The organism is Kaistia defluvii (genome assembly GCF_040548815.1).
Lineage (GTDB): Bacteria > Pseudomonadota > Alphaproteobacteria > Rhizobiales > Kaistiaceae > Kaistia > Kaistia defluvii_A.
This window is the reverse complement of sequence record NZ_JBEPSM010000001.1, coordinates 478,912-493,928: the sequence shown is the minus strand read 5'-3', so window position 1 is coordinate 493,928 and position 15,017 is coordinate 478,912. Positions and strand designations below refer to the sequence as shown.

Below are 15,017 nucleotides of genomic sequence, written 5' to 3'. Positions count from 1 at the left end.
TCGAGCCATCACGGGGCCACAGCCCCCGGCTCGGCCAGGACGCCGCCCGGCATGGGATGCGGCACCCCGGTGGTCTCGGGCAGGCTGAGCGGCAGGCCGGCGACGCTGCGCGCCGCCAGATAGGCGAAGGCCTGCGCTTCCATGAAATCGCCGGACCAGCCCAGGGAATCAGCCGTTCTGACCTTCGCCCCGCTCGCCTCGGCAAGCTGGCGCAGGATGGCGGGATTATGCGCGCCGCCGCCGCAGACGATGATCTCGCCGGCGCCGCCGGCCAGCGCCACGGCGCGAGCGATCGATTCGGCGGTGAAGGCGGCGAGCGTCGCGCAGGCATCGGCCGTTGACAGACGCGCCACCGGCGCGCGGGAAAAGGCATCACGATCGAGCGATTTGGGCGGCGGCAGGCTGAACCAGGGATCGTCCATCAATTCGGCCAGGGATTGCAGCTGGACGGTGCCCGAGGCGGACAGCGCGCCGTCGACATCCATGCTCGCGCCCGTGCGCTCACGCACCAGATCGTCGATCAGCGCGTTGCCCGGGCCGGTGTCGAAGGCGACGATTGAGCCGTCGGCTCCGATCCGCGTGACATTTCCGACGCCGCCGATATTGACGACTGCGACATCGCCCTCGAGGCCGGCCGCGCGGACGAGGGCCGCATGGAAGATCGGCACCAGCGGCGCGCCCTGCCCGCCGGCGGCGACGTCGGCGGCGCGAAAATCATAGACGACCGGAAGACCGAGCCGCCGCGAGAGCGCCACGCCGTCGCCGATCTGGATGGTGAGCCGGCGCGCGGGCGCATGAAACACCGTCTGGCCATGGAAGCCGACCAGGGTGACACGCGGCGCGTCGACGTCCTGGCGCGCCAGCAACGCCTCGACCGCTTCCGCATGCGCCTCGGTGACGATCCGCTCGGCCTCGCCCAGGATGCCGGGGCGAGCCTCGCGACGATCGAGCCCCACGGCAGCCGCCAGCGCCGCGCGAAGCACGGTGCGCTCTTCCGCTGCATAGGGCCTGAAATAGGTGGGGCCGAAAGCCTCGACCTCTTCCCCGTCGGTCGCGATCAATGCCGCGTCGACGCCATCCATCGACGTTCCGCTCATGAGCCCGACAACGACCGTTCTGCGCATTGGTTCCCCCGGAACTATTCCAATCCGGGATAGCCGCATGCGTCGCTTCCGCAAAGAGCAGATCGGCAACAGTCGCGCCGTTTCGTCAAAAGCCGCAACGTCCCCCGTGACAAACCGTTTCGGCTGATCTATATGCGCTGTCATGACTTTCGCCGCCACCACCTATGCTTGGTACTTTAGCTATCCGCTCGCTTTGGCGGAGGTAGGGGTGCGCGCGGTCTAAAAAACCGCAAAATGTCCCGAAGCCGCCAGACACCTGGCGGCTTTTTTTATGCCGCCGGGTGGTCCAATTTCTCAAGGAGCCACACCGTGCTGATCACCGACGACCTCCGCATCCGCGAATTGAAAGAACTCTCGACGCCCGAACAGGTGATGCGCGAGTTCCCACGCACCGAGACCGCCAGTGACACCGTCACCGGCGCCCGAACCGCGCTGCACAACATCCTGCACGGCACCGACGACCGCCTCGCCGTCGTCATCGGCCCCTGCTCGATCCATGATCCCGTCGCCGCGATGGACTATGCCCGCCGGCTCGCCGAAATCCGCCCCTACCTGGCCGACCGGCTCGAGATCATCATGCGGGTCTATTTCGAGAAGCCGCGCACGACCGTCGGCTGGAAGGGCCTGATCAACGATCCCGACCTCGACGGCAGCTTCGAGATCGACAAGGGCCTGCGCATTGCGCGCAACCTGCTGCTCGACATCAACGATCTCGGCGTGCCGGCAGGCTCCGAATTCCTCGACATGACGACGCCGCAGTATTTCGCCGATCTCGTCGGCTGGGGCGCGATCGGCGCGCGCACGACCGAAAGCCAGGTGCATCGCGAGCTGGCCTCCGGCCTCTCCTGCGCGGTCGGCTTCAAGAACGGCACGGACGGCAACGTCAAGATCGCGCTCGACGCGGTTCTCTCGGCGTCGCAGCCGCATCATTTCCTGGCCGTCACCAAGACCGGACGGTCCGCCATCGCGACCACGGTCGGCAACGAGGACTGCCACATCATCCTGCGCGGCGGAAAGTCGACCAACTATGACGCCGCCAGCGTCGAGGAAGCGGCAAAGGCCTCGGAAAAGGCCGGCATCACGCCGAAGATCATGATCGACGCCAGCCATGCCAACTCCTCGAAGAAGCCGGAAAACCAGCCGATCGTCGTCGAGGACATCGCCCGCCAGGTCGAGGCCGGCGACAACCGCATCATGGGCGTGATGGTGGAGAGCAACCTGGTCGCCGGCCGGCAGGACCTGATCGAAGGCCAGCCGCTCGTCTACGGCCAGAGCATCACCGATGGCTGCATCGACTGGGACACCTCTATCGACGTTCTCGAGCGTCTCGCCGCCGCCGTGGAAGCCCGCCGGGCCCGCGCCCGTCGCGCCGCCTGACCCTGATCCGGGAAATTTCGCCCTTCGAGGTGAAATTTCCCGTTCCGGCTGCTAGAAAGCCGGCCAATCCCATCCTTCTTCCAAAGGTCCGTCATGAGCGCCTTCAAGTCCGAGTTGATGCAGATCCTGACCGAGCGTGGCTTCGTCCACCAGTGCTCGGATAGCGAAGGGCTCGATCGCCGCTTCGCGACGGAGACGGTCACCGGCTATATCGGTTTCGACGCCACGGCGAAGAGCCTGCATGTCGGCTCGCTGATGCAGATCATGATGCTGCGCTGGATGCAGAAGACCGGCCATCGCCCGCTGGCGCTGATGGGCGGCGGCACCACCCGCATCGGCGACCCGTCCTTCAAGGACGAGGCGCGCAAGCTGCTCACCGACGAGATGATCGACGAGAACCTCGCCGGCATCCGCAAGGTGTTCGCCAACTACCTCGATTTCGACCGCGCCGAGCGCCCGGCGATCATGACCAACAATGCCGAATGGCTAAACGGCCTGCACTACATCGACTTCCTGCGCGATGTCGGCCGCCACTTCTCGGTCAACCGCATGCTCTCGTTCGATTCGGTGAAGATGCGCCTCGACCGCGAGCAGTCGCTCTCCTTCCTCGAATTCAACTACATGATCCTGCAGGCCTATGACTTCGTCGAGCTGAACCAGCGCCATGACGTGACCCTGCAGATGGGCGGCTCGGACCAGTGGGGCAACATCGTCAACGGTATCGAGCTTGGCCACCGCATGCTCGACAAGCAGTTCTACGCGCTGACGACCCCGCTGCTGACCACCTCGTCCGGCGCCAAGATGGGCAAGACCGCGAACGGCGCCGTCTGGCTCAACGCCGACATGCTGGGCTCCTACGAATTCTGGCAGTTCTGGCGCAACACCGAGGATGGCGACGTCGAGCGCTTCCTGAAGCTCTACACCGAGCTGCCGCTGGACGAGATCGCCCGCCTGGCGGCGCTGGGCGGCTCCGAGATCAACGACGCCAAGAAAATCCTCGCCACCGAGGTGACGGCGCTGGCGCATGGCCGCGACGCGGCCGAGGAAGCGGCCGAAACGGCGCGCCGCACCTTCGAGGAAGGCGCGCTAGCGGAAAACCTGCCGACGATCGAGGTCGCTGCGTCCGACTTCGCCAATGGCCTCGGCGTGCTGTCGCTGTTCGTGCAGGCCGGCCTCGTCGCCTCGAACGGTGAAGCCCGCCGCCAGATCAAGGGCGGCGGCCTGCGCGTCAACGACCAGGCTGTGACCGACGAGAAGGTTCTGGTCGGCCCGGACGCACTGACGGCGGAAGGCGTGGTCAAGCTGTCGCTCGGCCGCAAGAAGCACATCCTGGTACGCCCGCTCTAAGCTTCCGGACCGGTTGAATTCCAAGGCGGCGCAGGCATCTGCGCCGCCTTTTTTGTTTCCCCTTTCCCCCTTCAACACAGCGCTCGGCGTCATCCTGGGCTTGCCCCAGGATCCATGCAGCCGGGTTTTGCGGACGCGACCCTCCCGGTGCCACAGGCTGAATGCATCCTCGCTTTCGCAAGGATGACGGCGCGGAACTGGGGCGTGGGAAGCCAAAACATCGACCACAAAAAAGGCGGCGCAGTTGCCTGCGCCGCCTTTCGCATTCTGGAAGCTGGCTCGGCCTAGAAGGCGATGCTCAGGCGGCCCTGGACCGAATTGTCGGCCGCGTCGCTGGCGATCTGGCCGGCATAGAACAGGCCGAGCTTGGCGCCGGCCGCCACGTCGACGTCAAAGCCGGCCTTGATGAGGGCAGCATCCTTGGCGATCGGAGCGCCGGTGACCTGGAAGGCGTCGCCGCCGGCGAAGGCCAGCGTGCTCACCGGAGTGACGTCGCCCCAGGCATGCTGCCAGGCAGCCGAGCCCTGCAGCGTCACGCCGACATTGCCGACCACGACCTTGTGCTCGGCGCGCAGGCCGAGCGTGCCATAGGTCACGCTCTGGTTGGCTCCATCGACGTTGAGCGCCGCGGATCCACCGGTCTCGCCATAGCCGTCCGTCGAGAGATGAACGTAGGCGAGGCCTGCGAAGGGCTCGATCGTGGTGGCCGCGCTGACGGCAACGTCATAGCCGAGCTCGCCAAAGACCTGCGCCGTGCCGGCGGAATAGTCGGCAGTCTCGGTCTCGAAGAAACCGGGGATCGAGACGTGACGCGTGGTGTCGACCTCGTTCCAGCTATAGCTGGCGCCAAGGCGGACATTCACGTCCGACACCTTGCCGCCGGCATAGGCCAGCAGGTGGTAGTTATTGCTGTCGCCGGACGAGGCGCGATCGTCGAGATCGAAGCTGGTGCGGCTATAGCCGGCCGCCGCGCCGATCAGCCAATCCTGGCCGAAGCTGTGATCGTAGCCGACGAGCACACCACCGGTCGAACGGTTGAGCTTGGCGACATTGGCGTCGCCATCGCTATGGCCCCAGGCGCCATAGGCCTGCGACCAGAAGGTGCCGGTCTCGGCAGCCGGGGCGGATGCGCCCGGGAACGGCGCCGCGCTGCGCTTCTCACCCTCGGCATAGCCGGAGGCCAGGCTGGCGGACGGCGCGCCGGCGCTCTTGGAAGGATATTGCAGCCGGCCGAGCACCGCATCGCGCAGGAAGAAGCTCTCGTTCAGCAAGGCGCTGGCAGACGAGGCATGGATCTCGCCGGAGATGGCGTCGAAAGCGGCGGGAACATTGGCCTGGTTATCGAGGACTCGCACCGCGTCGAAGAGGGCGCCGGAACCGACCGACTCCAGCCCGTCAGCCGCTGCCGCTTGGTTCGAGGTGTCCGCCGCGGTGGCGAAATTGACGTCTTGAACCAGGGTCAGATAGATCGAATGGGTGGAATTCGAGAGCTCTGCGCGCAGGAACTCGAACTCCTCGACCACGCCGGACAGCGCCTCCGTCGCCGTGCCGCCGGCACGCGCGATCTCATATTCCTCTCCCACGATATAGCCATTTGAGCCGACAAATAGCGTACCACCCAGGTAGATATCGCCCGTCGCGGTGATCTTGCCGGCAAGCCCGCTGTCGTCGATCACGGTAATGAAACTGGAGTTGGAATCGATTGTGGCGTTGCCGCCGACATTCAGGGTGCTGCCAGCGTTGATGCCGATCGTCGAATGGATGAAGGTCTTGTTTCCAGCCAATGCGATGTCGCCAGCGTCGACGATCACGGTGCGGTCGGAGGTGGACAAATTGCCGATTGAGAGCGTGCCGGCGCCCGCCTTGAACAGCGCCCCGGTGCCGCTCATGCTTCCGGCCCAGTTGGCGTTATAGCCGTTGGTATCGAATACCGTCTCGGTCTCACTCTGGAGCGTCGCGTCGACGCTGGTGTCGAGATTGGAACCGATCACCCGGATGCTGCCACCACCGAGGTTGAACGTGTAGCTGCCCTGTCCGTTGACGCGATGCGCCTTCAGGCTCGTGCCGCCGATTTCCAGCGTGCCGCCATCGAGATTGTAGGTGCCGGTTCCGGTTCCGGCGAGGAAGAGCGACGACGTTCCATCGACGCGCAGCGTTCCGCCGGACTGATTGATCTCACCGGTAGCATCGGCTGCGGGATCATTGGTTTCACGGCCGAAGCCGATGGCCAGGTAGGCGCTGTTCTGGATCGAGACAGTGCCGCCTTCGATGTTGAGGGTGCCGCTGGTGCCTTCCGTGGAGGTGGTGTTGCGGCCAAGCGTCATGCGGCCGTCGTTCACCTCCAGCAAGCCTCCGCTGATCGTGTAGGTGCCCTGGCCGCCCTGGTTGCCGATATGAGCAGCCGCGCAGTTCGCTTCGCTAGCGCAGGTCGGCGAAATGGTCACGGTGCCGCCGGTCTGATCGACCGTGCCAATGCCACCATAATAGCCGACGGACAGGCCGATGCCGAACGCCACCGTGGCACCGTCGCCGATCGTCATCGCGCCGGTATTGGGCGTGCCTTGCGTCGTCCCCGCGCCGACGGCGAAATAGTCGACGTTGTTGTTGCCGGTGAAATTCACCGTCCCGCCGGCGACATAGGCCTCACCGCCCGTAATGGTGGCGCCATCGAGCGTCAGCGTGCCGGCACCCGCTTTGGTGAAAGTGCCATACGGATTGATCCAGCTCACGCCGTCCAGAGCGATGGTATCCGAGAACGTCACAGCGTCGGCATTGATCAGGACCAAAGGCTCCGCCGGCGAAACGCGTATGACGCCCGGCGTTGCAGCCCCACTCAGAAGGCCGTCGAGGTCCGCCTGCGTCTCGACAAAGATCGGCGACGGATCGGCCGAAGCGCGGTCGCCACCCCAAACGGTCGCCAACGCAACCAGCGAGGCGCCGGCCGCCCAGCGCGCACGCGAAGAATGCGGCGCGGAACGACCCGCCCGGTCCAAACCATACGATGCCATGTAGCCCCCAGATGCCCTTGGTCCGAAACTGAAACCGCCACAGGGAGCAAACGCTCCAGCCGTGGCACCCAGTCTTCGTGCCCCCACGAAATGACAAGGCAAGGCTACCAACCCATGCAAACGAGAACAATACTGATTCGTAAGTAATTCAAATTCGGCGGAATCGTTCAATTTGGCTTATCGGGCCAGTATGATCCATCATTTGACTCAACCGCGATCCTGACTAAGTTTTTTCTGATGCCTATATTCAGCTAATCAATCGATTTACTCAGATGAATAGGGAAAGAAGAACTTCATATTTAAAAGAAAAGGAGCGCATTTTACCTTACGCTGGGACAGACATCGTGCCTGGGTACGGCAAGATATTCAGCCGGACTTAAAATCGACGCCTGCTCGCAATACGGGAAAGGTGTTCGCGAGTTCTTGCGCGGCGCAGTTGCGATCGCAAGTCAGCCATCGAAAGGCGCCCTTGGCTTCTTGAAAGCGGCCGGCAGGGAGTGTTGCCGCAGAGCCACTAGGAGCCGGAACCGCCATCGACGGGCGATGCCTTGCCTGAGCAACGATCGCTCAGTTGACCGGAAACTCGAAGATCTTGCGGAAGATGCCGGGAGTGATGACCGAGAGCGGGTTGATCATCAGGCTGGGCGCGCCGAGCTTGCCGTCCACCTTGAAGGTGACGCCGATCAGGCCGCCCTTGCTGCCGCCGCCCAGCGCCAGGCCGATGATGGGAAGCCTGCCAAACAAATTGTTGAAGGCGTAGGCCGGCAGGTAGGTGCCAGCCAGCGAGACGGTCTGGCGAGCCAGGTCGAGCGTGCCGTTGAAGGTCGCGCCAACGGAGGCGCCGCGCAGGGTCGCGTCGTCGATGACGACGATCGAGCCACGCTTGGTGTAATCGAGCCGCATGCGGTCGAACGGCACGTTGGACGGATCGAGGCCGGTGCGCGTCGCCTCGGGGCCGCTGCCATTGGTGGCGGAAACCAGCCGGCTCATCGACGGCTCGTCGACGATGCGGAAATTCCAGACGTCGAACACGCCGGAGAACGGGCCGCTGGAGCCCGCCCGGGTTCCCGTCAGGGTCAGGCGCCCGCCAGCGATGCGGCCGTAAATGTCGATGAAACGGAACACGCTACCGGCATCACCGGAGTTCAGCCGCAGTTCGGCCTTGTCGCCGCCGTCGATAAAGCTGAGCGAAATGCCGCCCTTGTCGAGCATGCCTTCCAGCGACGCCTTCTGCACGGTGCCGCCGCGCGCCTGGACCACGACCGTGGCGTCCGAAAGCGTCGCCTGGTTGAAGCCGATCAGCGTGCCGACCTTGGCGTCGAGCGAGATGTCGGCCGCGCCCTCGCTCGGCCCCATTGCCGCCGACTTGTACTGCGCGATCAGCCCGCGCACGTCGAAGGAAGACCCCCGCGCCACGATCGCGTAGCCATTGCCCTTGCGGCTCAGATTGACGGAAATCTGGTCGCCCTTGCGCAGCGCCAGCCGATCGAGATCAGCGGAGACGAGGCCGTATTTGGAGTCGAGCACGGCCTTGCCCTTGAAGCCGAAGCCGTCGCCCGCGGCGACCATGTTTTCTACGACGAAGCCATTGCCGGTCGGGCGCAGATCGAAGCTCAGCTTGGCCGGAACCCCGATGCCCTTGGACCAGCCGACGGCCTGGAGCACGAGGCGCGCCTGCTTCAGGTCCAACTCGTAATGCTGACCCTTGCTGCCATCGCCGAGGTCGGAGACCGTGGCGCCCACCGTGCCGCCGATGACATTGTCGAGGCCGATGCCGAGCGCCTTGCGGGCCTTCTCATCGAGGCTCAGCGTCACCTTGCGACGGCCGGCCTCGGTCTGCCCGTCGCCATCCGTGTCGCCGAGCGGCTGGGTGACGTCGATCGAGACGGGGACGCCGTTGATCGTCGCCTTGCCGTTGAGTTCGACCTCCGCCTGCGTCGCGGTCATGGAGAAGGCGCCGTTCTTGACCAGCTTGCCTTCGATCGGCTCGCTGCTGGCAAAGCCGGTGGTCGTCAGCCCGACGCGCCAGTCGACTTCGGTCGGCGTCAGCCCGGGCTGGAGCGGCAGCTTGATCGAGACGGTGGCCTGCGCCTTGCCGGAAAGCGTCGCCGGGTCGATCGAGCGGCGCTCCATGGCGCGCATCGGTTCGCTATTGGCGATCTCGGCCATGGCGCCGACATCGCCTTCCAGCTGCATCTCGATCTGCGCGTCAGGAAAGCGCTGTGCGGTGTTGGAGACGGCGAAGGCGCCGGCCGTGATCTCGACCGTCTTGCCGAGCGAGGTGACGACCCTGCCCTTCTCGATGTCGAGGCCGAAGGTCGAGCCCGCCAGCACAGCATTGCCGCTCGCGCCGGTCACGGTCGGCACCGTTCCGATCGTCGTGAACGACACGTCCTCGAGGCGCATGTCGAGGCGCATATATTCCTCCGGCAGGACCACCCGCTCGCCGGTCCACAGCACGCCGGCCGGCACGGATGCCTCGAAGCGGCCCGCTTCCAGCGTCCCGCCCGTCACATGCTCATAGGCCCACTTGCGCGCCCCGCCGGCGAGGAAGGGCGGCCACATCTGCTTCAGCGTCGAGAGCGCCATCGGCGAGAACGAGGCTGCCATGGCGAGCGACGGCGTTGCGCCCTCAAGTCCCAGCGAACCGGCCGCGGCGATCGAGCCGCCCTGGGTCGTGATCGAGGCGTCGGTGAAATCGATGCGCTTCGCTTCGACATCGGCGGTGCCGACGACGGCAATCCGGTCGGCGACGATCGGCGGTGCGTTGGCGTCGGCGGCGAAGAGAACCGCATTGCGGCTCTCCAGCGTGAAGCCGTATCGGCCATCCGCCTTGTCGCTCAGCGGCTTGACCTCGCCGGCGACGACGGCGCGGGTGTCGCCGAAGAAGAAGGAGGACGGCTCGATGACGATGGCGCGGCGCGGCACATCCCAGCGCAGCCGCACCGTCGCCTCGTCGAGCAGCACCGTGTCCTTGCCAAGCCCCGAGACGAACGTGCCGGCGCCGAGATCCAGTCGAACCGTCGCTGCCTGCACGTTTCCCTTGTCGTTCAGGCGAACGGTGGCGCGGCCGAACATCGGCACGTTGGATTGCAGCATGCTGTCCGGCCGGCCCAGGGCAGGATTGAGATCGGCCAGCGACAGCTGCGAGAAGATCAGCGACAGGTTGCGGTCGTGGGTCTCGGGATCGACGGTCCGCTCGGCCAGCACGCCCCAGCGACCGGCATAGCCCGACGTATCGAGATTGGCCTTCACGGCGCCGGTATCGGCATCGACGGTCAGCGCGATGTCGGTGTGCCCGAAGCTGCGCTGCTGCATCTGCACGGCGTCCCAGACCCGGATCGTCGAGGCATCGACCGACAGACGCTCGAAGCCGCGCGAGATCGCGAAGTCCACCGCCGGATCGAGCGCGCCATTGACGGTGCGCAGCGCCCGCAGCAGGTCGGGGAAACCGCCATCGGCGACATCGGGGCTCTCGGGCGCGGTGGCGCTCTCTGGCGCGGTCGGCGCCGCCGCGGTCACCGTCGGCGGCGGTCCGGGCTGGTGATCGGTATCCACCGTGCCGAGATAGACCGCGCCCGAGGGGGCACGCACGAAGGAGACGTCGGCGTCGGAGATCTCGACCGTGCGGATGTTGAGGCGGAGGCGCAGGAGCGACAGTGGGTCGATCGCCAGCCGCGCGGCCGGGACGTTGCCGACGACGACATTGGCGCGATCGCGCACGGAAATATCGTCGAGCTGGACGACGAGGCCGAGCACGGGATCGACATCGATCAGGGCGCGACCGACCTTCACCGCATAATCCGGCCCCAGTCGGGAGGCGAGCGAGGCGCGCACACGGTCGCGCACGGCGTCGAGTTCGACCGGCCCTGTGGCCACGATGGCCGCCAGCGTGCCGAACAGGATCACGACGAGCAGAAGAAACGCCCCAAGAAGACGCAGCAGCAAGCTGGACCAGCCACGCCGTCTCGGCGGCGGACGCTCATAGAGAGGCCGGTGAGCGCGCGCCGATGGATACTCGTCGAGGCGCATTGTCAGGCGTCAACACCCCTTGCCGGCCGCATCCGTTCGGGGAGCGGCGTGAAACTCATCGGTGACGTCGACCGATCCGAAGCAGGAGACCGACGTGCGGATTCTGATCTCATCCGGAATCGCGAGCCGATCCAAGCCCCACTTGCAAATTCCCCGTCAATTCTGCTTCTCACGCCAGACAAGTGCGACGAAAGGAAGGCAGCATGTCCATACTGACCCAAGGTTCCCTGGCTCCGGATTTCGACCTTCCGACCGATGGCGGCAGCAGAATCAAGCTCTCGGAGCTGAAGGGACGCAAGGTAGTCCTCTATTTCTACCCGAAGGACAACACTTCCGGCTGCACTGTGGAAGCGATCGACTTTTCGGCGCGTCAGGCCGACTTCGAGGCGGCCGATACCTTGGTGATCGGCGTGTCGCCCGACAGCGTCCAATCTCACGAGCGCTTCCGCAAGAAGCACAAACTCTCGATCACGCTCGCCTCCGACGAAAACAAAGCCATGCTGGAAAGCTATGGCGTCTGGGAGGAGAAATCGATGTTCGGGCACAAATATATGGGGGTGGTCCGCACCACCTATCTGATCGACCGCGACGGCAGAATCGCCCGCACCTGGGAAAAGGTGAAGGTGAAGGGGCATGTCGACGAGGTCCTCGCCGCCGCCCGGAGCGCATGAAGCCCCTCATGGAACCGACCGACCTGCGCAGCCTCGCCGCGGCTTCCGCCCGCATTGTCGCCACCGCCGATCTCGACGAGAAGGTCGAGCTAGCCTTCGCCACCGCCAAGGCCTGGTTCGGCCGTCGCCTCTCACTCTCGGCGGGGCCGCTCGACGGCGCCATGCCGGACAGGCCCGGCCGCCCGGCGAATCTCGTGCTGGTGCCGCCGCGCGAACTGCCGAAGCGCTCGGTCCATTCCCAGCATGGCCGGATCTCGATGATCCATTCGCTCGCCCATATCGAGTTGAACGCCGTCGACCTTACCTGGGATCTGGTCGGCCGCTTCGTGCGCGTCCCCCTGCCCCGCTCGTTCTTCGACAACTGGGTGCAGGTGGGGCTGGAGGAGGCCAAGCACTATTCGCTGCTGGCCGACCGGCTGCGCTCGCTTGGCGCCGCCTATGGCGACCTGCCGGCGCATGACGGGCTCTGGCAGGCGACCCAGGAAACCGGGCACGACCTGACCGCCCGGCTCGCCATCCTGCCGCTCGTGCTGGAAGCGCGCGGGCTCGACGTCACGCCGCCCTTGATCGACAAGATGATCGAAGTCGGCGACGCCGAAAGCGCGGCCATTCTTTCCATCATCTACCGCGACGAAAAGCGCCATGTCGCCTTCGGCGCCAAGTGGTTCCGCTTCATGTGCGACCGGCAGAATCTGGCGCCGGAACCGACCTTCCGGCAGCTGGTAATCAAGCATTTCCGCGGTCCGTTGAAGCCGCCCTTCAACGAGGCGGCGCGCTCCGAGGCGGGCATGACGCCGGGGTTCTACCGCCCCCTCGCCCCCTCCCGGGACCGCTGAGACGGCGCGGCATCAACCAAGCTTTAACCTTAACCGCCTCTAATCGTTGCGATCGGTCGTTCTCCTCGGCCAAAGGTCCGAGTACCGACGTTACGGTTGGAACGCAGATGCCGAGTCAGTATCAAGATTATCATCCAATCCCCCGCCAGAGCCTCGTCTCTCACCTTCCCGCCCCCCCGCTACCGGAGCCCGAAGCGCCGCAGGCACGGGCGGGTGGCAGACGGGGCAAGACACAGATCGTGATCGCCGATGGCGAGCGCGTACGGGCCATCCACGTTCGCCGGCGCACGATCGCGCTTGGCGGCGTCTGCCTGCTGCTGCTCACGACGCTGTATTTCGGCGCAACGGCCTATCTCGTCTTTCGGGACGGCCTGCTCAAGGCCGCCGAAGAGCAGCAGAAGGCCATCATCGCCTCGCAAAACGTCCGCGAGGCGCGCGAACTCGAAGCCAGCGCCATCCACGAGGGCCAGATCACGGCCTATGAGACCCAGGTCGCAACGCTGCGCGACAAGGTGGGCAAGCTGAATGCGGAGATCGAGACGCTGAACAAGACGCGCTCGAAGGAAAGCGCCGGCGTCGACGAGAAGGTGCGCAGCCTGCTCGACCGCCAGAAGGAACTTGAGGCCCGCCAGAAGGCACTGGCAAAGGTTGCCGAGGCAGCCCGCCGCGCCGGACTGGATGTGCCGATCCAGCCCTCGACCCCCGCCAAGCCAAAGCCGGCCAAGGGCCGCAAGGCCGCGCTCGACCCCGAAGTGACGGGTTCGATTTCGCCGGCCGTCGCCAAGCCTTCCGTGCAGTTCGCCGACATGGGCCTGCGCTCGCCGCAGCCCATGCCGGCCATTGTCGCCCCGCGCCTCGATCCGCTCGAGGACAAGATCGCCTCGATGGCGGCCGATCAGGATGCGCTGGTCGGCGGACTGATGGCCGGCGTCACCAAGCGGACACAGAAGATCGACGCGGCGCTGCGCAAGCTCGGCCGCCGCGTGCCGCCCGCCCCGTCCGGCGTCGGCGGTCCGTTCGTACCCGCGCCCAGGGGCGCCATTTCCAGCCCCGCCAATTTCAAGGCGGATGTGGCGACGCTGACCAGCCAGTTCGACCGCCTCGCCAAGCTCCGGCAGATCGCGCTCGACCTGCCGCTGAAGCGGCCGATCGAAAACGCCGACATCAGCAGCCGCTTCGGCACCCGCTCCGACCCGTTCCTCGGCCGTCCGGCGATGCATACGGGAATCGATTTCCGCGCGCCGACCGGCTACCCGGCCCGCGCCGTCAATGGCGGCCGGATCGTTGCCGCGGGCTATAATGGCGGCTACGGCAATTGCGTCGATGTCGACCACGGCAACGGCGTCGTGACCCGCTACGGCCACCTGAGCAAGATCAGCGTCAAGGTCGGCGAGCGCGTCGTGGCCGGGCAGAAGATCGGCCAGGTCGGTTCCACCGGCCGCTCGACCGGCCCGCACCTGCACTACGAGATCCGCATCGACGGCGAAGCCATCGACCCGATGATCTATCTCCGCGCCGGCCAGGAAATCACCGCCCTGCTCTAGGACGGGGCGCGTTTCAGGCGTGAAAGCGCCGGCGGTATTCCGCCGGCGACAGCCCGACGATCCGCACGAACACCTTCCGGAACGCACCGGGATCGCCATAGCCGACCTCCCAGGCGACCTCGTCCGCCGACAGCGCGCTGAACTGAAGCAGTTCACGCGCGCGGTTCACCTTGAGCTGCTGCTGGTATTCCGTCGTCGTCAGCCCTGTCGCCTTGCGGAACCGGCGCAGGAAGGTTCGCTGCTCCAGTCCCGCCTGCGACGCGAGCCGCTCCAGCGAGGCCTCGCCGTCGGCCAGCCCATGCAGCCAGTGCTGCGCCCGCAGAACCGCCCGGTCGCCATGACCCAGCCGCGGAACGAAGGTGCTGTAATAGCGCTGCTCGCGCCCCGGTGGATCGACCAGCAGCACGCGCGCCGTCTCCAGCATTACCTCCGAGCCCAGATAGCGGTCGACCAGCTTGAGACCGAGATCCGTCCAGGCCATCAGCCCGCCGGCGGTGACGATGTCGCCCTCATCGACGATCAGCCGGTCGAGATCCAGCCGCACGTCGGGAAACCGCCTGGCGAAGGCCTCGCCGAGCCCCCAATGCGTCGTGGCGGTCCGGCCTGCGAGCAGGCCGGTTTCGCCGAGCAGGAAGGCGCCGGCACAGACGGAGACGAGCGTACCGCCGCCCGCATGGAATTCGCGCAGCCATGCCGCATAGGGCGCGGCGGATTCCGGCCCGATCGGATCGCCGAGGCTCGGCGGCAGGATCAGGGCGGCGGGCGTGCTGGCGCCCTCCGGCGCGCTGTCGAACACGCGGACGATCGCCCCACCCGGCTCGGACAGGCGCCAATGGGAGACCCGCAGCGGCGCGCTGGCGGCCTTTCCCTGTCGCAATGCCGTGCGGTTGGCGACGGCGAACAGGTCGGTCAGGCCGAGCACGCCGGCCATCTGCGCCTCGGGATAGAGCACCAGGCCGAGCTCTCGAATTTCCACCTTCCCCATATGTCCAAATCACCCTGCCATTTGTCGATATCGACAATATGGCGCTGCCCCCTACGCTGCCATAGTGGCGCTGTGAACAACCAGCCATCGGGA

The 15,017-nt window shown here is 65.9% G+C and carries 9 protein-coding genes; 5 read left to right on the top strand and 4 right to left on the bottom strand.

The features are described 5' to 3' along the window. Window positions 1-8 precede the first annotated feature (8 nt). Entirely contained in the window at window positions 9-1,124 is a 1,116-nt protein-coding gene (locus ABIE08_RS02365) for an anhydro-N-acetylmuramic acid kinase (protein ID WP_354548463.1), read from the bottom strand. 372 nt (window positions 1,125-1,496) lie between these two features. Between ABIE08_RS02365 and ABIE08_RS02360 the strand changes: the two genes are divergently transcribed. Continuing rightward, a complete protein-coding gene (locus tag ABIE08_RS02360) occupies window positions 1,497-2,501 on the top strand; it encodes a 3-deoxy-7-phosphoheptulonate synthase (protein WP_436409536.1) in 1,005 nt (334 codons plus the stop codon). A 93-nt stretch (window positions 2,502-2,594) separates the two neighbouring features. After that, a complete protein-coding gene (gene tyrS / locus ABIE08_RS02355) occupies window positions 2,595-3,848 on the top strand; it encodes a tyrosine--tRNA ligase (RefSeq protein ID WP_354548462.1) in 1,254 nt (417 codons plus the stop codon). Window positions 3,849-4,132: 284 nt separating this feature from the next. Here the strand turns inward: tyrS and ABIE08_RS02350 are convergent, their stop codons facing one another. After that, entirely contained in the window at window positions 4,133-6,856 is a 2,724-nt protein-coding gene (locus ABIE08_RS02350; RefSeq protein WP_354548460.1) for an autotransporter outer membrane beta-barrel domain-containing protein, read from the bottom strand. Window positions 6,857-7,423: 567 nt separating this feature from the next. Next, window positions 7,424-10,804, bottom strand: coding sequence for a YhdP family protein (locus ABIE08_RS02345; protein ID WP_354548458.1), 3,381 nt, complete (start codon window positions 10,802-10,804; stop codon window positions 7,424-7,426). A gap of 287 nt (window positions 10,805-11,091) precedes the next feature. Between ABIE08_RS02345 and bcp the strand changes: the two genes are divergently transcribed. The 3 genes from bcp (at window position 11,092) to ABIE08_RS02330 (ending at window position 13,939) form a co-directional block, all read left to right on the top strand. Beyond that, window positions 11,092-11,559, top strand: a complete 468-nt coding sequence (gene bcp, locus ABIE08_RS02340; protein ID WP_354548456.1) for a thioredoxin-dependent thiol peroxidase — start codon at window positions 11,092-11,094, stop codon at window positions 11,557-11,559. Window positions 11,560-11,567: 8 nt separating this feature from the next. Continuing rightward, entirely contained in the window at window positions 11,568-12,395 is an 828-nt protein-coding gene (locus tag ABIE08_RS02335) for a ferritin-like domain-containing protein (RefSeq protein ID WP_354548454.1), read from the top strand. A gap of 239 nt (window positions 12,396-12,634) precedes the next feature. Next, the gene (locus tag ABIE08_RS02330) at window positions 12,635-13,939 is read left to right on the top strand and encodes a peptidoglycan DD-metalloendopeptidase family protein (protein WP_354548452.1); all 1,305 of its coding nucleotides are present in this window, start codon (window positions 12,635-12,637) and stop codon (window positions 13,937-13,939) included. Between the two features lie 13 nt (window positions 13,940-13,952). Here ABIE08_RS02330 and ABIE08_RS02325 read toward each other — a convergent pair whose 3' ends face one another. Continuing rightward, on the bottom strand, window positions 13,953-14,924 hold the full coding sequence (locus tag ABIE08_RS02325; RefSeq protein ID WP_354548450.1) for a GlxA family transcriptional regulator: 972 nt from the start codon (window positions 14,922-14,924) through the stop codon (window positions 13,953-13,955). Between the last annotated feature and the right edge of the window lie 93 nt (window positions 14,925-15,017).

Bases quoted from the DNA above. Each gene is read 5' to 3' on its own strand.
- ABIE08_RS02365 (WP_354548463.1), bottom strand. From the start codon at position 1,124: ATGCGCAGAACGGTCGTTGTCGGGCTCATGAGCGGAACGTCGATGGAT.
- ABIE08_RS02360 (WP_436409536.1), top strand. From the start codon at position 1,497: ATGCGCGAGTTCCCACGCACCGAGACCGCCAGTGACACCGTCACCGGC.
- tyrS (WP_354548462.1), top strand. From the start codon at position 2,595: ATGAGCGCCTTCAAGTCCGAGTTGATGCAGATCCTGACCGAGCGTGGC.
- ABIE08_RS02350 (WP_354548460.1), bottom strand. From the start codon at position 6,856: ATGGCATCGTATGGTTTGGACCGGGCGGGTCGTTCCGCGCCGCATTCT.
- bcp (WP_354548456.1), top strand. From the start codon at position 11,092: ATGTCCATACTGACCCAAGGTTCCCTGGCTCCGGATTTCGACCTTCCG.
- ABIE08_RS02335 (WP_354548454.1), top strand. From the start codon at position 11,568: ATGGAACCGACCGACCTGCGCAGCCTCGCCGCGGCTTCCGCCCGCATT.
- ABIE08_RS02325 (WP_354548450.1), bottom strand. From the start codon at position 14,924: ATGGGGAAGGTGGAAATTCGAGAGCTCGGCCTGGTGCTCTATCCCGAG.